Source organism: Lentilactobacillus diolivorans DSM 14421 (genome assembly GCF_001434255.1).
GTDB classification, from domain to species: Bacteria; Bacillota; Bacilli; order Lactobacillales; family Lactobacillaceae; genus Lentilactobacillus; species Lentilactobacillus diolivorans.
This window is the reverse complement of the sequence record NZ_AZEY01000014.1, coordinates 1-22991: the sequence shown is the minus strand read 5'-3', so window position 1 is coordinate 22991 and position 22991 is coordinate 1. Positions and strand designations below refer to the sequence as shown.

Genomic DNA, 22991 nt, shown 5'->3' with positions numbered 1-22991 from the left:
ATTTAATGACGAGTTTCGTGATGTGTTTTTTTAAGCTTAACTTTTTAATAACTATTAACGCACGCGTAGAGACTTGAGTCCGAATACCCGTTCCTGTTCAAATCAACACTTTTAAGATTTTTGATGGTTGTTCTTATTTCCAGTAAAGGTTATATTACATTATAAGCAACAGAGTGTTGAATACAATCAATAAGAGAGAGGGACACATCATGGCATACATTGACGTGATTCATGAATCAAAAATTTACGGTTCAGGTGAACAAGAAGTCCGGGCAAATGATGATGTTAACTTTGAAATTAACAAGGGTGAATTAACCGTCATTGTCGGCGCTTCCGGGGCAGGAAAATCGACTTTACTTAATATCCTTGGCGGCATGGACTCGCCAACAAAGGGCCAGGTCATCATTAATAGTAAAGATATTTCGAACTACTCCAGTCGCCAAATGACGACTTTCCGACGGTTATCAATTGGGTTTGTCTTCCAATTCTATAATCTCATTCCCAACCTAACTGCTTTGGAAAACGTTGAATTAGCTTCACAAATTTCGCCGGACTCACTCGACGTTAAAGAGGTTATGGCAGATGTGGGGTTGAAACAACGCATGAATAACTTTCCCGCGCAGCTATCCGGTGGCGAACAACAACGGGTGGCAATCGCTCGGGCAATCGCCAAGAACCCAGATTTACTATTATGTGATGAGCCCACTGGTGCCTTGGACTATAAAACCGGGAAAAGTATCCTGACTTTGTTACAGCGCTTCAGTCATCGGACAAAGAAAAACGTCATCATCGTCACACATAATGGCATGATTAAACCGATGGCCGATCATGTCATCGAAATTGGTGACGGTAAGATTAAACAGGACGTTCTCAACCCAAACCCGACCCCAATTGAACAAATCGAATGGTAGGTGAATGCACACAATGAAATCAATTTTATGGCGAAATATCCTCCGCGAGTTTCGTTTCTCATTCGCGCGATTCATCTCAATTGCCACATTGCTGGGACTCGGGGTTTTCGTACTGATTGGCTTAAAAGTAACCGGCCCGGATATGCGGATGACCGGTAACAATTATTACGCTTCCCATAAAATGGCTGATGCCATGATTAACAGCAATACCGGTATCACCAAAGCCGATCAGTCTTATATGCGAACCCTACCACATATTAAGAAAATTGAATTTGGAACGGCCAAGGACGCGGTCATTAAAGGATCAGATAAAAGCATCCGAGTTGGGTCAAAAACTAATCAATTATCAATTAACAAAGTGGTCTCTGGCAGGCTACCAAAATCCAACAATGAAATTGCGCTTAGCAACCATGAAAAATCTAAATACAAAGTTGGTCAAACCCTCCGACTCGTCAACAACAAGGGTAACGCCGATATTTCTGGATTGAAATATGCTTCTTACAAGATTGTTGGCTTTGTCACTTCCAGCGATTATTTGATGAAGGAAAACCTTGGTGCTACTTCAGCGGGAACTGGACAATTGTCAACGTTCGGGATTGTTAACAAGAGTGCGTTTACCAGCAGCCGGCCAACGATCGCTCGTATCAGTTATAATAATGTTCATGGTAAAAGCTATACCAATCAATATGAGAAACAAGTTCAATCGAATGTAGATAATGTTGAGAACCGGTTAAACGATCGCGCCAAACAACGTCAATCAAAACTAAAAACTAATGCTGCTGATAAACTCAACGACGCCGAAACAAAGCTAACTGCTCAACAAACAAAGCTTAACCAAAGTAAGCGGCAGCTCGCGACGGCAACAAGTCGGTTAAAATCAGCAACAGCCCAACTTAATCAGCTTCGGAATAGTGGTCAAGCTTCAAGCACGCAACTATCCTCCCAACAAGCTCAACTGACGGCTCAGGCCAAACAACTTAACGCTAACCGTCAGCAAATTGTGGCTAATCAGACGAAAATTAATCAAGCGAAAGACCGGATAGTTAATCAGAAAAAATCATTAGCTGATCTGCCCGACATTACCTACCAGATTCAAAGCCGAAATGACTACAACTCCGGCTACAATCAGTTTGGTGAAGACGCCAAACGAATTGATATTTTATCCAACACTTTCCCAATTATTTTCTTCGCAGTCGCCATTCTGGTCAGTTTAACGACTATGTCACGAATGGCCGAAGAAAAACGACAGGAAATTGGTACGCAACGGGCTTTAGGTTATAGCAAGTTTGATACGATGAAGTTGTTTTTAATCTACGGCACCTTATCAGGCCTTTTAGGATCGGCCCTTGGTGCATGGCTGGGAACCAGCTTCTTACCAAAGAAGATTTTTGGTGCTTACGCGGCCAACTTTGTCATTCCTAATTTTCAAACACCACCATCAGCATTTTGGATTTGCCTTTCTGTCATCATCTCACTCATTTGCACGATTGTCCCAACAGTTGGGGTTGCCATCAGAATGCTCAAGGACAAGCCGGCAACACTGATGCTTCCTAAGCCGCCAAAGTCCGGCTCAAAAGTTCTCCTTGAACGATTACCATTCATCTGGAAACATCTGTCCTTCAACTATAAGGTTACAATTCGAAACCTTGCTCGTTATAAAGGCCGCATGTTAATGACTATCCTCGGGGTCCTCGGATGTACAGCGTTATTAATCACCGGTTTTGGGATTCGGGACTCCTTAAACGGGATTGTGCAGACCCAATATAAGGATATCATTCACTATGATGTCATCGGGGTTTACAATTCTCACGCTTCAAAAGAAAGCCAACAAGATTATCGAAAAGCTGCTGACAATCTTTCAGGCATTAAGCACGAAACTGATATTTATTACGAAACGGTCTCTGCCAGGCCAAAGGGGATGACCAACAATCAAAGTGTTTCAATGATTGTCCCGAAATCAGCTCAAGGCTTTGACAAGTTTGTTACTCTGAGAAATTTAAACACCAAGAAGAAATTAAAACTTTCCAACAACGGTGCAATCATTACCCAGAAAATGGCAACCTTGGCTAATCTAAAAGTCGGTGATTATCTAACCGTCAAAACAGCTAACGGTGAAAAGCATCAAGTTAGGATTGCGGGGATCACTGAAATGTATGCTGGCCACACGTTATATATGAATCAGCAATACTACCGCAAAGCCTTCAATCAAAGTGCTGACTACAATGCGAAAATGCTCATGTTAAATGACCGCTCGGCAAAAAATATTGATCAGGTCTCCCGAAAACTAACCCGGCAGAATGCCTCAATTACCGCTGTTCAATCGGATGACGCAAAAACAACCATTAATAATATTTTAGCCGGTCTAAACCACTTGGTGATGATTATTATTGGTGCTGCTTCAATGTTGGCGTTCATGGTTCTGTTCACCTTGACCAACATCAACGTTTCTGAACGGATTCGTGAGTTATCAACGATTAAGGTTCTTGGTTTTTATCCAATGGAAGTCGTCATGTACATTTATCGAGAAACATTTATTCTTAGTCTCCTTGGTGTCTTGGCCGGTTTCGTCGGTGGTGCCTGGCTGCACAATTACATCATGCAGACGCTGCCACCGGAAACCGCAATGGCTGATTTGACGCTATTATGGACCAATTTTACAACATCTGGAGTCATGACCCTGATCTTCTCAATTATCGTTATGGCGATCATGGCGCGTAAGATCAATCGAGTGGATATGTTAGGGGCTTTGAAGTCAGTCGATTAACCCAAATCAAGAAGCCTTCACTATTCATCATTTAAAAAGATCATAATAAGCCCAGCACTCCGAATGATTGCGGAATGTTGGGCTTATTGGTTTTTTTGAAAAAACATCCCATTAATTTCAAAAGTAACGCACATTTTGTCAAATTGTATGCAATAATAAGTTCGGGAGGCCGAAGAAATGGATAAACTAAATCGAAAACTACGGAAGCATTTTGAATCGTTATTAACCAATTATTTACTCGAAGAAACACTGCAAGCCGACTTTGGGCGGATGCACCAATCAGTTGGCAGCCCACAACTTGTTTCACAATTAATTCAGAGCCGCGAACAACCGGTTAAACGGGTCGTTAGGAAGATGAGTGACGAGCGGCTTGTGAATCAGTTGAAACAAGTGCAATCACTATCGGTGGAAATCGAACAGGACTTAAAAATTTACAGTTAGTTTTTGTCCTTCGCCTTCAAGCTTTTTACGCAAGAAAGGAAGGAAATCCATGAAAAGAAGTAAGCACCAAGACCTTCAACCAACTTTTGACCGATACTTCTGTGGTTTATTAATTATCGTTGTCGTTGTTTTAGTCATCACTTCAAGTGCCTTCTTTTAAGAATTAATCAATTTAATTCACTAGAAAAACAGTGAGTGCAAAAGATCTGGTAAGCAGATTGTTTGTAGTCACTATTTTTTTTATGGATTTCTTGGCCACAATGATTAATTCCATATTATAAAAAAGCTACCACACAAACCTTGTAAATGAACAAGTTTTGCGTCATAGCTTTTCAGTGTAGTCGTTATTCCTTTAATTAATGCTTGATACTTTTTGTTTTAAAATACTTGGGTGATTAAAGCTCAATAAAAACCGTCGCCCTCACAATAATGAGCAAAGATTGGTCACTCAAATTCTCAGACAAAGAAATCAAACCACTCATTTGAAATGACCATTCAGCTTCGATATATCAAACAACAGCTTAATCTTCATGTCGTCTACGATCTCTTACCATCCAACCAAACGCCATGGCGATTGCTGCCAGAACAACTCCAAATACGGTTAAACTAGTGCTGGATTTATCCCCGGTCTGTGGTAACATAGCCGCCTTGTTGGTATCAGAAGCTTGAGAATTTAGTGTCTGCTGTTCATTAGCTGTTTGATCCAACTGACCATTGTAACCATTCAAACCTGATATTTGACTATCTCGGTCCGCATTATTCATTTCGCTAACACCAAGCTTATTAGCTTGTGATTGACTTGTTGTCCCTGAAGTTGCTAATGCGTTCGGTGAAACTGTTCTCGTTGCACTCAATTTACCAGTTGTCCGTGATCCACCTGGTGTATTTGTATTACCAGTGGTGTTTGGATTACCCGGTGTGCTTGGGGTTCCCGGTTTATTTGGAGTTCTTGGTGTGCCTGGAGTTCGTGGTGTACTTGGAGTCTCTGGCGTATTTGGAGTCCCCGGTGTACTTGGAGTTCCTGGCGTACTTGGAGTCCCTGGTGTATTTGGAGTTCCTGGCGTATTTGGGATTCCTGGTGTACTTGGAGTTCCTGGTGTACTTGGAGTTCCCGGTGTACCTGGATTGCCCGGTGTACCTGGATTGCCCGGTGTATCCGGTGTACTTGGAGTTGGTTCTGTTGGCTGGTTCAAAGTAATGGTTGGTGCTTGAACCGCAACATCGGGTACTTGAAGATCCGGTGTGGCTGCCTTGCCACTCAAATAAGTTAGCCCGGTTACATTATCACCCTTTGTTGTTGTGGGAGCCGCCAATGTGGTGTCGGTGCCATAGGCGGAAACTGGGGCTAATCTCATAGCCGAAGTCGTAAATTGCTTGACACCAGTTGCTTTGATCGGCGTTGATATTGAAACTAACTTGCTGTAGTCTGTGGCTGCCAGATAATAAAAGTAAATATAAGTGTTTTGTGATGGATCTCCAGAAAGATCCACCCCATTCTTAATCATTTCCTGTTCGGCATCAGCATTGGTGAAAGTATAGATTTGATTTGTACTTTTCAGGCGACCCAGTATGTTATTAGCTTGATAAATGCCGTATCCAGCTAAATAATACGTTTGACCATTGGTCGTATAAGTTGGTTGCAGTTTAAAGCTTGCAGCGTCATAATCGGAATTCTGCCATCCGTCACTACTAAAGATCTGTTGGATCGCTGTTGCATATAACCGATGGACCTGTTCATTTTCGACTATTGCATATTGACGAGGGGTAAAGCTTAGTGGTTTTGAAAATTTACCATCCAAGTTAGTCGATTCCAACACAGACTGCCAAGTACCTGATCCAAAAATGACACGTGCAAGCAAAGTTTGTGGCCCGTCAGTATAGGTAAATTGAGCGGGAGACGACCCATCAGTGCTTAATTTCTTCGGATTATTCAAAGATGCCAAAGCCTGTGCATTTTGGCTCGGATCAGCAGCTATCCCAGCCAAAGTCCTGATCAAATTTTGATACTGTGCCGAAAAGCCGTCAGTACCCTCCAAGCTCTTTTTTAGACTGTCCGCGGCACTGGTTACGATATCAGCATCAGCAGGATCACCCGTATTGATTTTATCTTTAGCATCGGTAACCGTGGCGTTGTATGCGTTAACCATATCGAGGTAAGCATTAACCAAGTAAGCATAACTAGCTTTTGAACCATCTTTAGCCACATTCGAGTCTGCATAATCGGTATCGGAATAGTTGGCCTTAGTTGTGCCAGCTTGAGTATCAGCGTATTTCTTGCCATAGTCAGCAGTTACTGTCGTTGTCTTAAACGATGTCGTTGTTCCATTGACCGCGTCAATATACTGATAGTCCTTTTGGATTAAATCATCACCAGCCGTGTGGAGCTGCGGATAGAAGAAAGCCCAACGGCCATCGTTTTTAGCTTGGGAAATCAAGTCATTCCAAGTCTCAACGGCTTTTTGTTGATCACTGGCAGCTTGATTAATCTGCGCAATTTTAGCCTGGAGTTCTTGGGCTGCAGCGCCAATTTTTTGAATGGCCTGATACTGATCAATATTTTTCTGCATAATAGCGGCATTTTGAGCTGGGGTTGTCGGACTAGTCGTTCCGGTTGAAGCAAAATCATTTTGCAATTTGGTGATCCCAGCTTGAAATTGGTTCCAAGCACTATTAGAATCGCTAAGATCATAACCAGGTGCTGCTTTTTGAACGGCCGTACCCGTTTTAGTGGCATAATCATTCAAAACTGTTTGATAATTTGCCAGTGACGTCTTATAAGCATCATTGACAGCCTTAAACTGATTGACTTCATCTGCCAAAGCTGTCTGCGCGTTGGTAACGACAGTCTGGCCGTTGGTCAAATCGGCTTCCGTAGCCTTGGCAGACCCATTATTGACATTGTTAACCATCTGATTATACTCGTCCGCTGCGGCCTGCCAATCGGCAACCTTAGCCGCTAAATCAGTTAATGCAGCCTTAATATTGTTGTAAGCTGTAGTAGCAGCTTCATATTGCTTATAAGCATTGTTTTGGGCCGCTGCCTTGACAATCTCATCTTTAAAGTTGGCAAAATCCTTTTGTGAGGGATTCATCATTGGATCCGCTGGGTTAGCCGTATCCGAATTGGTTCCCAATGGCGTAATCTTTTGATCTGTATCAGTGGTTGTGGCATTATAAACCGTCACATCACTATTGTAAGCCGTTAAAGCATCATCATACGCGGTTTTATAATTATTGAGCGTCTGGCCGGTGGCGTCTGATCCGGTGATCGCCTTCTGAGCGGCATCAATATCACCGGCATTGGCACTATCAACGGCTTGTTTGATTGCCGTGTTTAGTTGCTCAGCCGCAGTTTTTAATTGTTATTGTGCGGCATTTAACGCCTCAGCGGTCGCATAGTTGGCCTGGCCATTTTTGATTTGGGTCAATATAGTATTTACCTGATCAGCATAAGCGGCCACTAGTTTATTATAGTTGGCTAGGGTCCTTATCGCCAACTTTAACGCTCTGGATGGCACCGGGCTGAGGTTGATTAGGCATGTTCTTGAGGGCTGCTTCATAAGCCGCTACAACATCATCCGTGGTGACCTTTGTGCCAGTAAAATCACTCGAAGACTTCGCGAGATCATTTAAAGCCGCATTAACTTTGGTCAGCCAAGTACTATCATTAGGCTTCGGATCCTTTAATAAAGCTTGTAGGGCCGCGGCACTTTGATTGGCCTTAGCGGCGAGATCATTGGCGTGGTCTGTTTTATCCTTAGCCGTTTGATAATCACTATCTGCCGTTTTTTGAGGATCCGCGTTGGCATCAGTCTTGGTAGCGGGTTGATTAGTAACAGTGTCATCAGTTTTGGTTGTCGCCGTTTTAGAAGCTGCGGCTTGCTTTGTGTTTACCCCTGCAACGCTCTTGGCATCTGAGGTATTATTAGTAGCTGGGGTTGTCTCGGTTGTTACCGATTGATCCGTAGCTTTAACCGATTCAGCTTGCGCGGTTGATCGAACACCAGATGCCCTTGTATCTTCAGCAGTCGACGTTGGTGCCGTTTGTGCGGGTGCTTGTGACGTCGAACTCGTTGAGGTAACGGTCTTAGCGACTGTTGAAGTCTCAGTGGCCGCTGCTTTGGAATCCGTTTCTGAGCCAGTGGATGCTGGCGTTGCAACTGATTGCGCTGATGATTGGACTGTATTTTGCGGTTTATCATTCTGGGCTGGTGTTTGCGTGGCTGCGGCCTGTTCAGCTGGTTTCACAGTCGAACTCGTTGTCGTTGCCTGCTGATCCACCGGTGCAGTCGCTGCTTGATCCGTTTGAGACGTTGTTGATGGGCTGTCTTGTGTGTTATCGGTTTGGGTAGTTGGCTGGGCAGTGCGTGTTTGGGCGGCAGTGGTCGTTTGGACAGAATCTGCTTGTGTCATTTGCGGACTGCCGGCTAACATCAAACCAAAACTTGCAGCAGCCAGACTGGCAAAGACCCAATGCTTACCATCCTTATACATTTTATAATGCAGTTTGATATCTTGATTATTCCCCTTGAACATTTTAATTTCCTCCCAATAAAAGAAACTGACGCAACAATCTGAACAGATACCGCCACTGATTGCTGATTTCCCCACCAGCTATTAAGTGGTTAATTGGTTCTGATCTATTCTAACAATTGCTTTAAAGATTTAGTCGTGTTTTCATTGATAACTTTGTAGTGGCAGCCAACCACGCAAAGTTAAGATGAGCGATAATGATGTAGACACTCTCAACTACTGGTTACCATTTAGTTCTAAATAAATGCCTATGGTCATTACAACTGACGTATCGATAATAGCACTATTTTAAAGAAAAAGTACATCATTTCGTAATGAAACAACATTTAGACAAGATTCTCACATCGATCATCTCATTTCATGGGCGTCACTACATAACATTGGTCAGTACTTATTTCCTAATATTATAATAACAGAGTTAACTAAATGATTGAAAATTTAACGCTTACAACTCCCTCAAGACATCCCAATCTTTACCTATTCTTTAATTATGCTAATTCATTAGAAATTAAATTTTCTGTGATTAGTCAAAAAAACGCCATGAGTCCTTTTTACTTGCTTAAAGCTCAGGTAAAAAGGACTCACGACGGTCATTTTATAAATTAAAGCAATTCAAAACGAATTAGAAGCTTGAATTGCAAAAGAACTATTATATTAAGTAGCGCTTCCGAATCTCTGCTTGCTGATCAGGGGTCACGCGCAGCCCCTTCTCAATAAAGGTATCTAAATTGCCGAACTCTCTGTGGATTTCATCAAACGCAGCTTCAAGGTACGTTGCATCTACGCCACTATCATATTTAACCTGCATAATCTTATCCCGACTAATCCCATTCTTTTTCATGCGGGCAATTCGAGCATCGTTTCGATCACGCAAGAAATCATTTGAAGCAACGTAATCTTGAATAATCGTATCACCATCAACCCCTAGAACGTGCATTAATAAAGCTGTTCCAACACCAGTTCGATCTTTGCCTGAAGCACAATGATACAGCAACGCTTTACCAACCGGTTTATTTAACACGGCCATAAAGAATTGATGATAAGCATATCGCGCTTGGGGCACCGATACATAAGTCCGATAGTGTTCACGAATATGTTCCGGCGTAATTGGAAAATGAAAGTTGCTCATTGTCCCCAACGGTTGATCAATGTACGTTACCCCAGGCATTTTGGGATCCTTGGCCGATTCAACTTCATCTGCCCGTCGCAAATCAAAGTCAACCGCAACGTGATAATCACGAACTAAAGTCTCAATATCAGTCGTCGTTAAATGATTTAAACGAGCTGATCGAATTAATGTATGCGGTTTGATGATTCGACCAGCTTGGGTTTCGAAGCCGCCAAGGTCACGGACATTGAAACCACCCTCAAGATGAATTTCATGATCCTGAATCCGTTTCAAGGGTGTCACCGTTAATTTTTCAGATGTCACCGTTGTTTCTTCAACAGTCGACTCTGGGAATGTGGATGAGGCTGCTGAAATATGATTATTTTTCATAAAATCACTCCTCGTATTATTAGATATCGCAAATGATCAACAATGCTTGCTTAACGTCTTGACGCCAAACCCACACCTCTCAATTAATGATCTTGAAGTTAAAATAATTTTGGTCACTCACAACTTCCAATGTAACACCATTATGCTACCAATGTTTTCTTTTGGTTTGGCAAAAAATTGGTAAAAGTTACGTAAATGATAAACCGGTTTTCTCCTTATTAACAAATGAGCCCTGCCGATTACAATATGAGTCGAAGCTTTCATTTCTTCTCAAAATTGATAGATTTGAATTTTGCCTTAAAGGCTCATTTAAGGTTAGGCTGGTATAAATAATATTGAAAATGAACCGCTATCGCTTTAGCGGCTCAATAAACTTTCGGAAAGGTTCGGGTGATCGCAGAATTATTATGAGTAAAAAGAGAATTGAATGGATTGACATTGCAAAAGCATACGGCATCATCGCGGTCGTGATCGGCCATGCACTGGCAAGTGGCACAACAACTCACATTATTTACTGGTGGCACATGCCATTATTCTTCATCATTGGCGGGTTCTTCTTAAAACCGATTGATGCCGCTAAACTAACTGAATGGAAAAGGTTCTTTAATAAACGAATTCACCGAGATTTACTAGTCTATTTTATAGCCGGCATTGGCCTAATCACCTTGTATAGTATTTTATACAATGAAGATTGGCAGTACCTGGTCAATCATTTATCACGTTTAATGGTTGGTGGTCGCGCCTTAAATCTCTACACAAGTACTTTCTGGTTCATCAACGTCTACTTGATTTCAATTGTAGCAATCACATTATTAATTTCAACGGTTAAATCACGTTGGCTGCAATTTGCCATTGTTTCTGGTGGCCTGTTTCTAAGTACCTGCTACGACAAATTTGACTGGCTGACCTTTTACAATTTTAAAATGATGCCGTGGAATTTAGACATCGTGTTAATTGCTGCATTCTTCACCTACATTGGCTACCTATTCTTGCACACTGACTACAGTTGGATTGAAAAGCCACGACCAATTACGCTACTGGTAACTGGAATGGGAATCTTAATTGCCGGCTATATCAACGGCAACTTCAACTTTAAATTCTCGATGAAGTCACATATGATCGACGCCTCATTGCCAAAAATCCTGTTATTAGCCATGATTCCACTTGTCTTTTCATTTGGGGTATTTGGCTTGTCATATTTAACATCCCGGCTTTCCGGCAGCTTCATCTTAGCAACCATTGGCCAACATACGATGATCATCATGTACTTGCATAACGCGCTGTTAGATATCGCATCGATGGCAGGAATCACCAACGTGGCTACTCAAGTGATCATCGCCGTGATTGTGCCGATGTTAATTACGCGGATAAAGCAACCAGTAATGCAGAATCGGAGCTTGTATTTGAGCTGAATTTGCACCAATAATTTGAAAAAATATGATAGTCAAAAGTTTCGTATCTTAAATAAACATCCATCAAATCAATCCGAATGATCGGGTTGACTTGATGGATGTTTTAGTCTAAATCAATGTTTACAATTTATTTCTAGAAGGATTACTTAACAAAACTTCGAACCTTCTGACCATTCGCTACAGTTAAAATCGGCTGCCGGTGAGGTGTTTTAGCAATTATTTTTAATTGATAGTGCTTGTTAAGACCGTTTTCAATCATTAAACTCGTTTTTTCAAACCCGCTAACCGTTTTTGGCCATTTTAACTGCTGTGCCTGCTTAGGGTGCGTCTTCAAATAGGTCATCGCTTGATTAAAATCTTTGTTTGAAATTGTTAGGACGAACGTTTTATGCGTTTGATTAAGCATAACCGTTCCCAATTTTCGATAGTCCTTACTTAACTGCTTCTTAATCACCTTTTCAGCAAAAAGTTGCTTAGACGCCGCTCGCTGATGAGTTCCGCCGTCAAAAGGGCCATTCTGATCTTGATTAATTGACGACATTGATGCTTGCTGTTGGGCGGATGCCGGCTTCTGAGAGACAGTCTGTTGCGCATAAGCATGGGGAATCATCGAGCCGCCGCCAATAACCATCACAACGCTTAACCCAATCAAAAAGACAAACATCCCCCGGGTTTCATTTTTGTAAGTTGCCGTAATATAGGAAAAAATTCCCAAAAACAGCATAATTAAGCCAATAATCGTAATGGCAACAAATATTTTTAGCAATGTTGGCCTCCTCGCAATTTTAGTTTAAGGTTCAAATAACAGTTTTCAACTTAAATTGATTTTGAAAACACAATTTAAATATCGGTATGAACTCAATTTTTAACTAACTTTTCTTAATTCATTAAAGCCTTCATTTCCCAATAGTTAATAACTTGTTGCAACAAATAATTTAGCATTTCAATAACCCGCAGTCAAATTAATTTATGAACGCTAAATCAACGTTGCATCTAAGTAGGACCTGTTTCTAAAAAAGCAAATTATCAAAATTGGCCATAGCGTTATTTTAATGACCCACTTTCACATATTTTGTAACCGTTTCCGACAAGTTGCCGCTAAACCGTTTTCTTTACCACAAAATAAGGAATAATAGAGATGTGAGGTGAGTAAAATGCTATTTTTTCCATTTACTCTTGAAAAAACGCTTCTTTATTATCAAGGTGGTGAATTTACTTCCACTGGCGGTTGGCAACTTTCAAAAGGCAACAATCATGGCGATTATGAGTTGATCTTCTGTATTGAAGGCCCGATCTATCTGCAAATTGATCAAACTCACTACGTCTTGAATTCTGGTGATTTGCTACTGATTCCACCGTTTAAAGACTTTGGTGGCTACCAGTCATCCCCAAGATCCGTCAGTTATTACTGGATTCGTTTCTTTTCCCAAGCTCGGGACAATATGTTTGAAGAAGATGAGCAACACATTATCGACGAGATGAGAATTGATGAGCCCGCCAACAATCGCATTGTCTTACCGGTTACCTTTAAGTTAGCCGATCCAGATCAAACGATCGTCTTGATTAACCAGATTCTCGCAATCTATCCGGATTCATCACCACTTCAAGAACGTGATTATTTGACATCCGCGCTCCTGATCAAATTGTTCAAACACTATGTCAGTCAAAATGGTTACTCAGAAGAAAATGCCCGGATCCGCTTTCTCAAAGAATGGATTCGTGCCAATATGTCCAATAACTTAACGGTTAGAGAGATTTCAGCCAGGGTGGACCTGAATCCAGATTATTTAACCCGGTTATTTAAAGGGCAAACCGGGATGACGCTCCATCAATATCTCAACCACCTAAAGATTGAAGTTGCGACACTGCTACTGGTTCGAACTGACATGCCAATTAATCAAATCGCCACTAACGCCTATTTCAACGATCCCCGCGTCTTCATGCGCCACTTCAAGAAATCAACCGGCGTAACACCAAGCGAGTATCGGAAATCTTACGATACTCTCCCCGAAGACAGTCCAAACGTCGACGCCAAGATTCCAATTCCGAAACGAATTGCTGATTTGATCGATTATGTTCCAGAAAATGGTGACATTCCGGAATAATGTCATGATTTGAATATCGGAATAACCACCTTTATCATGTCTCTGATTAATTTTATTTTATATTCTTATTTGCAATTATTTTTCCAACATTAAAGGAGAAGAATTATTATGAAGTATTTAGCAAAGCCAATCGCTGGTCAATCCATTTTATCTTGGGTCTTTCAAGTTGCCCTAATCGTTTTAGCGTGGAAGGTGGCCGACCATACCCTGGCAAACAATTTAACCACCATTACAATTGCAGCTGTCCTATTAATTGCGATTTATTTAAGCATTAATTTGGATCGCAAAATGCGTCGACGTGAAGAAAAGAAGCAGTAGCTCTGAGTTAAAGCGGATCGCTATCACAGGTAATGCCAATGTGATAACGATCTTTTTTTATTAGCCACCTCAAAATCCGAAACCATTTTAATTTAGTTTATTTTCCGAACGGTCTATTAATTCAAACAATTACTGACGATTTTTCCTTTCTTTCCTCTTGAAAAATTAAAATATCATGATAAAATCACTAGTAACAATTAAATCAGTTGCGTTGATGAGAAGAGTAGCAAGCATGATTGCTTTAAAGAGAACCGTTCATCGGTGAAAGACGGTAACAATAATACCTGCGAAGATGAGCTCAGAGCATTAGGCACGTGAAAGCGATGCCTACGTTAAGACCCGTTACCGTCTCAAACTTGACTAGCCATTGGCAAAAGAGTTGATGAGGTGATTGCTGCAAAACAATCACAAATTTGGGTGGTACCGCGTCAAAACGTCCCTGCAGATTTTCTGTGGGGACGTTTTTTTGTGTCTCGATGGCTAAGCAATAATTAATTTTTAGGAAATAGAGGTTGGTTGATTTATGGCAAAATCCAAAGAAGTTGAAATCAATAAAGATGGGACAATTCGGGGGTTATCCAATACCGCTGTGCAAATGATTGCCTTTGGTGGTTCAATTGGAACGGGACTATTTTTGGGTGCCGGCAGTACGATTCATCGCACCGGTCCTTCAATTTTATTTGTTTATTTAATTATCGGACTCTTTTTCTTCCTGATGATGCGGGCAATTGGTGAAATGATGTACGCCGATCCTGAACAACATACCTTCGTCTCGTTCATTGGCAAATACGTCAATCCAAGATTGGGCTATTTCGCCGCATGGAGTTACTGGTTGGAACTCATTTTAGCTGGAATGGCAGAATTAACAGCCATTTCAACCTACGTCAAATACTGGTTTCCCGGGGTGCCGGCTTGGCTGATTCAAGTCTTCTTCCTATTAGTATTAACGATTGTCAATTTAGCAATGGTCAGTTCGTTCGGCAAATCAGAAACCTTTTTGTCGGGAATTAAAATTCTGGCTATCATTGCCCTCATTGGATTAGGCATTTATCTAGTTTCAACGAGTCATCGAAATCCATCTGGGACAACCGCTTCTTGGGGAAACATTTTTAATCATTTCAGTATGTTTCCCAATGGCTTACATCAATTTATCAACGCTTTTCCAATGGTCTTCTTTGCTTTTCAAGGAATGGAATTTGTTGGCATTACAACTGCCGAAACTAAGCAACCACTCAAAGTACTACCGCGAGCCGTTAACCAGATCATTGGCCGAATTCTGTTATTCTATATCGGTTCCTTGCTCATCATCATGGCCATCACCCCATGGAACACGTTGAATCCAAACGAAAGTCCATTCGTCCAAATCTTTAAATTAGCTGGACTCCCTGCCGCTTCACAAATCATTAACCTGGTCGTGATTGCCGCCGCTTGTTCAACTTTGAATAGTGCCATCTTTTCAACGGGACGCCACCTGTATCAGTTAGCTGAAGAATCATCTGCAAAATCAATGGGTTTCTTCACGAAAGTTTCTAAAAATGGGATTCCAATTGTCAGTGTTCTCTTCTCAGCCGGAATGATGATTTTGGCACCGATCATCAGCTCATTTAATTCATTAAGCACCGCGTTTGCTTTCATCGCGTCCGTTTCAAGTGATATTTATATTTTAGTTTGCATTTTGACCATGGTGGCCCATTATAGGTACCGCCAGTCAGCTGATTTCAAGCTCAATGGTTTTAAAATGCCGCAATATCGCTGGTCAAATCCGCTAACCATTGCTTTCTTCATTGCAATTTTCGTCAGTCTCTTCTTTAATCAAACCTCAATTTGGCCAGCCATTGGTGCCTTGGCTTGGGGATTAGGCTTTAACGCTTTGTTATCCTATCGTCACAAACGCGTCGAAATTGCGGAAGAGGACTAATCCGACCCGTTATTTTTCATGGAAAATCGAATCAATTATTACAAAGGGACTGAGACAAAGTGATTTTGTCCAGGCCTGTTTTTGTCATCATGATTATTACCGAGCGGAAACGTGAGCCAAAAGGCAACTTCCTGCCGTGCAATCGAATTATCCCAATATTCAAGCCCAGAATATTAGGATAATCCAATTGCACTCTGGAAGTTAACCGCCCTTTGGCTCACTCTGTTTACTTTAGCGGTTACATAAAATAATGCCCGAATACCTATTGTAATCAGGCTTCACAAGCGTTATAAAAGAGATAGACATTTAATTTTTTTACAATACTAAAAGAAGGTAATCCTTATTGTGATAACTGAGTTCAATAAAATAAATACTGGAAGATTTTGGAAATGGTTGAGCATTTTGCTACTATTTATTTCCTTTTGTACCAGCTTAAGTTTCCACCCACAGATTGCCAAGGCGGCTGATATTACCAGCAGTATTAGTGGTATTTCGGGAACCAGCCCCACTGCAATTGATACAGCTACTAACGCTCCTGCTAAAATAAGTGATTCCAAGAATTGGAGTCCGTATGACAATTATCAGCTGACATACAATTTTACAATCAAAGACGGTACCAACGTTCAAAAGGGTGATACCGCAAAAGTCGCTTTGCCAGCAGGAACAAAGTTTTCTTCTCAACAAAGTTTTAATATTATGAGCCTTGATGGTAAAGATATTGTCGGTACCTTTCAAGCTAATGCCGGGGATAATTTTGGAACCATCACATTCTCCGATTACTTTTCAAAAAATCCAAATAAGATGGCCGGAAACCTCTCTTTTACAATTATCGGAAGTCATGATCCCGGCGGTGGTGGAACCGGCGGAACTTCCTACATTGGCAAACGCGGCTGGGGGCAAGATGGTACGTGGCTGGATAACAAACCCTATGGATTAGATAAAAACGGCCGCTATCAATATGTCGTATGGGATTTACAAGTTAATCCAGATAGTAAATCGTTAACCGATGTTTCAATTAATGACACACTGGACAATCTGAATCAAGAAACAATGCTCCCGAGTACGCTATACGTTACGAGCAATAGCAAGCCTGCAACTACCTATAAAGAAGGAACCAATTACGCAATTGATTATCAGCCTAATAAAACAGATCCAACCTCCTTTACAATAAAATGGCTTTCTCCAACACCATTAAAGGATCCGGTAAATATTGAATACTTATCCCAAATTAATAAGAATTCACCCTATCTGCAGAATGGATCGGGAATAACGCTCACAAACACTGCTTCAATCAGTGGTAATGATTAGGGCAGCGGTGGAAAATTCACTGCTGATACTACTCACACAACGGCGACTATCCCCCTTGGCGGTAATGGGCATGCCGGTGGAACCTCTTTAACCATCCCAGTAGTCAAAAAGTGGAAAGATGTTCCGACCGGCACAAACACACCACCGATTAATGCAACTTTGTTTAAGAAGTCTGGAAACAGTGCCCCTGCCAAAGTTGAGACAATTACCTTGGATCAAACCAATCAGTATAAAGGTTCATTTCCCAATTTACCCGAATATGATTCAAGCGGAAACCCGATTACTTACACCGTTGCTGAAGATTCTGTTCCATCAGGCTATACCTCTGACGCAACAACTCAAAATCCACTGACGGTTACGAATGGACCCGTCACCATTACCAACACGTATGTACCAAAAACGACGACAGTCACCGTCAATAAGATTTGGAAGGGGATCCCATCAGGGACACAAACACCTGATGTAACAGCTGTCTTATATGAAAACGGTAAAAAGACGGATAAGACTGTGAGTTTAACGACCAAAAACAGTTATCAAGCCGAGTTTAGTAATCTTGATCAAAATGATGCCAATGGCAAACCAATTACGTATACAGTTGCCGAATCATCTGTTCCAAAGGGCTATACCACCACATCAACCGAACCACAGTCAGTCATAAATGGCAAGGCAACGTTGACCAACACTTATATTCCTCAAACAACCAATATCGCAGTTAAAAAGGTTTGGCAAGGTGCTCCTAAAGGAACCAAGACACCTGATGTGACTGCAACGTTATTTGCGAATGGTAAGTCAACCGGCAAAATCGTTAAACTAACTCAGAATAACAGTTATTCAGGCCAATTTTCCAAATTAGCCAAGACCGATGCTAATGGTAACAAGATTACCTACACGGTTGCCGAAACGCCGGTTCAAGGATACACGTCAAAGACACCGGGGCAACAAACCCCTGATAAAAATGGCACTGTTACCCTGACCAACGAATTCAAACCGGTTGTTCCAAAGACAACGACTGTCAAAGTTGATAAGATTTGGAAAAATGTTCCAACGGGGACAAAAACGCCAACAATTACGGCAACGCTGTATGCCAATGGCAAGTCAACCGGTAAGACAATTACGTTGGATCAGAAGAATGGTTATTCCAATCAATTTTCTAATTTACCGATTGCCGACAAAGCTGGCCACACCATCACCTACACGGTTGCCGAGACAACTGTTCCCACTGGCTATACTTCCAGCACCACTGGTCAACAACCTATTAAAAATGGCAAGGTCACGTTGATTAACAACTATAAGCCGGTTATTCCTAAGACAACGACGATCGCGGTTCATAAGATCTGGCAAGACGTTCCAACCGGCACAGCCACCCCAACAATTACGGCGACATTGTATGCCAACGGTAAATCAACGGGTAAAACGGTTACGTTGGATCAAGCCAATGGCTATTCAGCCAACTTTACTGATTTACCAGCGACTGACCAATCAGGGAAAATGATCACTTACACGGTCGCTGAAAATGCGGTTCCCGATGGTTACACAACTACCACGGCTGGCCAACAATCAGTAAAGAATGGCAGCGTAACATTAATCAACAGGTTCGTACCAAAAACACCAAGTACACCGGTGACACCTGGAACGCCAACGACGCCGTCCACGCCGACAACACCTGATACGCCAACGACACCGGATGTCCCATTAACACCAGAAACACCGAAGACACCCGTCATTCCTTCCCTACCATTTAATCAGCCAAATCAACCAACCCAACCAACCCATCATAAGGGTTCAAAGGGCTCAAACTTCAACTTTGGTTCAACGATTAATCCCAAGGTACCAGCAAAAGTTACCCCGAAGATTCCGGTCCATCAATCAAGGACCAATCACACCTCGACAACACCCACAACAAATGGGTCTAATCATCGTGCTGGTTCGACAACAACTCAACCTACCAATGGCTTGGCAAAATTGCCACAAACCAACGATAATCGTAACCAAAGTATCGTCATGACGATTGTTGGTGCCGTGTTGCTTAGCATCTTAGGCATGGCTAAAGCTGTTCGACCTAAATCTTGATTGCCTTAAGAAGAATCGGATTCATTTATTTTAAACTCATTAGGGAATCATGAGTTACAAAAGAACCGGTATCAATCACCCTCTTAGTGTGGTTGATACCGGTTCTCTTTTTGTATTTAAAATAAGCAAACTAATCAGAATTACTTTTTAGATTTTGTTCGTTGGCTGACTTTTCGCCAAACCCAGAAAATATAAACAAAACACAAAATGCCCACAGCCGTGTTGACATATAAGTTCCAGGCCGGAAATTTATCAGTAATCAACGTGCCAACATAAATCACAAAGAATGTCACCCAAATATCCCAATCTAAATGGCGGTGCTGGTAAACAAAGAGGTCAATATCCAAAATAACCAGAATCACTGCCACAGTAATGAAGATTGGCATCGGATTTTTGCTATTCATAATAATGAAGAAACCAATTAAGTTTGCGACTGAAGCCAACGTGTTGATTATCGCTTGTAATAAGTTTTGTTGTGCCTTCTTCAATCTGTCACCCCCAGTTAACCAATCATTATGACTTAATTTTACCACTTCGGTACTTCCGCCAAAGCCAAATCATGTAGCCGATGCATAAAACATCGACCATAACGTTAACGGCAAAAGTAGCATTGGGATAAAAGTTGGTAATTAATGTGCCAATGTAAATGACGAAAAAGAACGCCCAACTATCCCAATCCAGATGACGCCGCTGTTTGATAAATAACGCAACATCAACGATCAATAGGATAATAGCGACGCCCATAAAAATCACCAGATTATTGGCACCGGCGGTCATCAGCATGTATCCAAGCAAAATGGCAACTGTCGCAATTAGATTAAAAACCGCACTTATAATGACGGGTTGAACTTTTTTCTGCAATTTATTTTTCCTCACATTCATCAATTTCTTAACTATTGATCTATTGTCGATCAATTTAGTTGTAAGTAACAGTATAACGCAGCAACCGAGAAAAGTGACCAAATTCAAAAAGTTAACTAAAAATCAACCATTAGTCGCCATTTCAGCCGAGTCATTTGAACATCCCAATACTCACTAAAATTTACACGCCTTTTACGAATTTTAAGTCTAAAAATTTACATCTCCTTGTTATGTTAAGAGTGTCATCAAAGACATGGTAAGGGTGACAAATCCAGCTTACGAGGAGACTTTTTATGTTATCAATTAAACGTCAGACCATAATGGCAGCAGTCCTATTCGTCATTGGCGGCGGCTTGCTTTCTCAAACACAGGCCGTCAATGCAGCATCCAATCACAGTTCGGAAAACACGACTTACGGCTCAACCACAACCAAGGTATCGCCATTTAAAATTGTTGTTAAAAAGGAAGTCCATTCTTTTAAAACTGCCGATTTTACCAAAAGCAACTTGACCGGCATTAATCATCCATCCAAACAATTAGTGGTTACCGGCACCCAAAAATCCAGTACGGGCGCTCTGCAATATCAGCTTGACGATGGCACTTTCATCACTTCTGACCCTGACTATGTGACGCGTCAATTTTATGCATCCCTACCCAAATCAAAACGGATCATCGTCACCGATACCATTGGGATAAATAGTTACCAATCACCAACCCTTAAAAATAAGATGAAGCATTTTCAATTTCATCAGTCACTTAAGGTCAGCAAAATCAAGAAGTTTAACAACGGCAACATTACGTATCGACTTGCATCCGGTGGTTATGTCACCGCCAGCAAACTATTTGTGAAGGCAATGTAGCCACTAAATTTTCCTCAATAAAACAATCCAGGATTATTCTCAAGAAAACATGGTCAGAAAAGCAACCTTCAGCGTAACCGCCTTTCACCCCACCCTTAATAAATAAAGGATCAGTTATCGGCAATCGACCGTGACTGATCCTTTTTTTGACCCGCTAATCCTTATAGCTTACATTTTATGATGCAGCCGTAGCATGATCAACAGCCAAACAATCAAAACAGCCGAAATGATAATGGCGATAATCCAAGCGTCATGTAAAGTCGCTAACGGTAACTTCACATTCATCCCGTAAAAACCGGTAATAATTGTCGGTACGGCCATTGTCAGCGACCAAATCGTCAAAAACTTCATGGTATCATTCAAATTATTATTGGCGATACTGTTGAATGTATGATCAATGCGATCCACAACTTGGGTTTCAATTTCAATCATCCGCTGAACCTGTTCGGCTTCAATCGTGACATCTTCAAACAAATCACGCTTTTCCTGATTGGCATTTTTACCAAAGTAGGTATTCGGCAGTCGTTGAAGCAAGCTCAAATTCAACTGAACCGCGCTGGTCAGGAAGGTCAGTGTCTGTTGTAAATAAGATAATGCCACTAAATCTGCATTCTTGGTCTTTCGATTGAGCATTTTATCCAAATGATTTCGTTTGCGGGTAACCGCCCGAGAAATTGGCATATAGCTGTCAACCACGGCAAACAACGTTTCCAAAATAAAAGCGTCAACCGTTTGAACTTCCGGATTTTCAGCAGCCGTCTGAAACGCATCGTCGACCTGTTTGATCCGACTCTCATTAAAGGTGAACAGAACCCCTTTGTGTAACAGAATCCCAAACGGTCTGGTAATATACCGCAGTAATTTGCGGTCCAAAACATACGGCGCCAAAAAAATAAACAATTGATCGTCTTCGTTAATATCGTGAACAAAATTGGTACTTTCATCTTTATCAACGACATACTCAATAATATCCTCATCAATGCCGTACTCTTTCATTAACTGCTGACGTTCTTCAGGGGTTAAGCGAACCGTTTCAATCCACTTGGTTCCCCGGATTTCTTTTTCAGGTTTAATCATACGAACTCTCCTGTGAATCGTTATTTAACAATGCGTTATCTCTATCATACCGAATATTGAGGGGAAAATGTGATATTAGGTTAATAATATTATTTAAACGATAATGAGATTTGATTCTAAATAAAAGTGATTGCTTTATTATTGCGAACTTGCTATCATGAAAGTATGAAAAAGCTGACTTTTACATATTATGACTGGGAAAAATTTGCAACATTTTTAGATTCGTTGCCAGCAAAGGATGCTCAAAAATTAGTCCAGCTAATCCGGAAAATCGAACAATATGGACTACAAACATCCGAACGACAAGAATGGGTTAAAAAACTAGAAAATAATTTATACGAAATTCGATCAAGGCAAGGATCAAATATTCAAAGGGTGATTTACTTCCAAATAGATCAAAGCCAATATATGATCACCCATGGTTTCACTAAGAAAACACAAAAAACACCAATAAAAGAAATTAATCGAGGAATCAGACTGAGGAATACATATTTTCATGAAAGGAGAAATGGTCATGAGTAAAATCGATGAATATATGAATAATCGCCGGAACCATGATAAAGAATTTGCATCTGGTCTTGATCAAGTTGGCTTTAATCTTGATGCCGCCGTTGCTGTTAGTAATTTAAGAGAAAGTTTGCACATGACTCAACGTGAATTTGCAAAATATATAGGCAAACCACAGTCGACAATTTCACGAATTGAGCATGGCAATATGAATGTTTCAACGCAATTGTTAAATCAAATTGCTCAAGCCGCCCATAAAAAATTAAAGATCGAATTTGTTTAAGCATTGTCGATCTCATTACTACACCTTTTCGTCATGTCATTGTGACGATATTCAAAATTAATCTTGATAAAAAAACAATCTAAGATTAGATCCAGTTAGAAGCCGATAAAAATCAGCTTCTAACT

The 22991-nt window shown here is 41.1% G+C and carries 19 protein-coding genes and 1 other annotated feature; of the genes, 12 read left to right on the top strand and 7 right to left on the bottom strand.

Annotated features, from left to right (window positions below; all coding sequences use genetic code 11):
- Window positions 1-209 precede the first annotated feature (209 nt).
- The 3 genes from FC85_RS01175 to FC85_RS01165 all read left to right on the top strand — a co-directional run bounded on the left by FC85_RS01175 (window position 210) and on the right by FC85_RS01165 (window position 4116).
- The gene (locus FC85_RS01175) at window positions 210-911 is read left to right on the top strand and encodes an ABC transporter ATP-binding protein (protein WP_057863746.1); all 702 of its coding nucleotides are present in this window, start codon (window positions 210-212) and stop codon (window positions 909-911) included.
- A 13-nt stretch (window positions 912-924) separates the two neighbouring features.
- Window positions 925-3675, top strand: a complete 2751-nt coding sequence (locus FC85_RS01170; RefSeq protein ID WP_057863745.1) for an FtsX-like permease family protein — start codon at window positions 925-927, stop codon at window positions 3673-3675.
- A 177-nt stretch (window positions 3676-3852) separates the two neighbouring features.
- Window positions 3853-4116 (top strand): hypothetical protein, encoded by a 264-nt coding sequence (locus FC85_RS01165; RefSeq protein ID WP_057863744.1) that lies wholly within the window; start codon window positions 3853-3855, stop codon window positions 4114-4116.
- A gap of 521 nt (window positions 4117-4637) precedes the next feature.
- Here the strand turns inward: FC85_RS01165 and FC85_RS15940 are convergent.
- The 3 genes from FC85_RS15940 to FC85_RS01150 form a co-directional block, all read right to left on the bottom strand.
- The gene (locus FC85_RS15940) at window positions 4638-7301 is read right to left on the bottom strand and encodes an LPXTG cell wall anchor domain-containing protein (RefSeq protein ID WP_057863743.1); all 2664 of its coding nucleotides are present in this window, start codon (window positions 7299-7301) and stop codon (window positions 4638-4640) included.
- A gap of 283 nt (window positions 7302-7584) precedes the next feature.
- Complete coding sequence (locus FC85_RS01155; protein ID WP_057863742.1) at window positions 7585-8652, bottom strand: KxYKxGKxW signal peptide domain-containing protein; 1068 nt, start codon at window positions 8650-8652, stop codon at window positions 7585-7587.
- Between the two features lie 646 nt (window positions 8653-9298).
- A complete protein-coding gene (locus FC85_RS01150) occupies window positions 9299-10147 on the bottom strand; it encodes a tyrosine-protein phosphatase (protein ID WP_057863741.1) in 849 nt (282 codons plus the stop codon).
- A gap of 407 nt (window positions 10148-10554) precedes the next feature.
- On the opposite strand from FC85_RS01150, the gene FC85_RS01145 reads away from it, so the two are divergent.
- Window positions 10555-11559 carry an acyltransferase family protein gene (locus FC85_RS01145; RefSeq protein ID WP_057863740.1) on the top strand — a complete coding sequence of 335 codons (1005 nt, stop codon included), beginning with the start codon at window positions 10555-10557 and terminating at the stop codon, window positions 11557-11559.
- A gap of 142 nt (window positions 11560-11701) precedes the next feature.
- Here FC85_RS01145 and FC85_RS01140 read toward each other — a convergent pair whose 3' ends face one another.
- Complete coding sequence (locus FC85_RS01140) at window positions 11702-12325, bottom strand: DUF308 domain-containing protein (protein ID WP_057863739.1); 624 nt, start codon at window positions 12323-12325, stop codon at window positions 11702-11704.
- Between the two features lie 388 nt (window positions 12326-12713).
- On the opposite strand from FC85_RS01140, the gene FC85_RS01135 reads away from it, so the two are divergent.
- The 5 genes from FC85_RS01135 (at window position 12714) to FC85_RS01115 (ending at window position 19278) form a co-directional block, all read left to right on the top strand.
- A complete protein-coding gene (locus tag FC85_RS01135; RefSeq protein WP_057863738.1) occupies window positions 12714-13664 on the top strand; it encodes an AraC family transcriptional regulator in 951 nt (316 codons plus the stop codon).
- 108 nt (window positions 13665-13772) lie between these two features.
- Complete coding sequence (locus FC85_RS01130) at window positions 13773-13982, top strand: hypothetical protein (RefSeq protein WP_057863737.1); 210 nt, start codon at window positions 13773-13775, stop codon at window positions 13980-13982.
- 202 nt (window positions 13983-14184) lie between these two features.
- Window positions 14185-14426 (top strand) — a binding site (T-box leader).
- Between the two features lie 79 nt (window positions 14427-14505).
- A complete protein-coding gene (locus tag FC85_RS01125; RefSeq protein WP_057863736.1) occupies window positions 14506-15900 on the top strand; it encodes an amino acid permease in 1395 nt (464 codons plus the stop codon).
- A 402-nt stretch (window positions 15901-16302) separates the two neighbouring features.
- Window positions 16303-17208: an Ig-like domain-containing protein gene (locus tag FC85_RS01120; RefSeq protein ID WP_147008551.1), complete on the top strand. Its 906-nt coding sequence runs from the start codon at window positions 16303-16305 to the stop codon at window positions 17206-17208.
- A 48-nt stretch (window positions 17209-17256) separates the two neighbouring features.
- The gene (locus FC85_RS01115; protein ID WP_338033328.1) at window positions 17257-19278 is read left to right on the top strand and encodes a Cna B-type domain-containing protein; all 2022 of its coding nucleotides are present in this window, start codon (window positions 17257-17259) and stop codon (window positions 19276-19278) included.
- 140 nt (window positions 19279-19418) lie between these two features.
- Here the strand turns inward: FC85_RS01115 and FC85_RS01110 are convergent, their stop codons facing one another.
- Both FC85_RS01110 and FC85_RS01105 read right to left on the bottom strand, forming a co-directional pair.
- Window positions 19419-19766: a hypothetical protein gene (locus tag FC85_RS01110; RefSeq protein ID WP_147008553.1), complete on the bottom strand. Its 348-nt coding sequence runs from the start codon at window positions 19764-19766 to the stop codon at window positions 19419-19421.
- Between the two features lie 25 nt (window positions 19767-19791).
- A complete protein-coding gene (locus tag FC85_RS01105) occupies window positions 19792-20139 on the bottom strand; it encodes a hypothetical protein (protein ID WP_057863732.1) in 348 nt (115 codons plus the stop codon).
- A 293-nt stretch (window positions 20140-20432) separates the two neighbouring features.
- Between FC85_RS01105 and FC85_RS01100 the strand changes: the two genes are divergently transcribed.
- Window positions 20433-20999, top strand: coding sequence for a DUF5776 domain-containing protein (locus FC85_RS01100; RefSeq protein ID WP_057863731.1), 567 nt, complete (start codon window positions 20433-20435; stop codon window positions 20997-20999).
- Window positions 21000-21167: 168 nt separating this feature from the next.
- On the opposite strand, the gene FC85_RS01095 is transcribed toward FC85_RS01100, so the two are convergent.
- Window positions 21168-22076: a magnesium transporter CorA family protein gene (locus tag FC85_RS01095; protein WP_042521520.1), complete on the bottom strand. Its 909-nt coding sequence runs from the start codon at window positions 22074-22076 to the stop codon at window positions 21168-21170.
- 165 nt (window positions 22077-22241) lie between these two features.
- Here FC85_RS01095 and FC85_RS01090 point away from each other — a divergent pair, with 165 nt between their 5' ends.
- Both FC85_RS01090 and FC85_RS01085 read left to right on the top strand, forming a co-directional pair.
- On the top strand, window positions 22242-22598 hold the full coding sequence (locus FC85_RS01090) for a type II toxin-antitoxin system RelE/ParE family toxin (RefSeq protein ID WP_057863730.1): 357 nt from the start codon (window positions 22242-22244) through the stop codon (window positions 22596-22598).
- Window positions 22591-22866, top strand: coding sequence for a helix-turn-helix domain-containing protein (locus tag FC85_RS01085; protein WP_057863729.1), 276 nt, complete (start codon window positions 22591-22593; stop codon window positions 22864-22866). The genes FC85_RS01090 and FC85_RS01085 overlap by 8 nt, the downstream gene beginning before the upstream one ends.
- The last annotated feature ends 125 nt before the right edge of the window (window positions 22867-22991 follow it).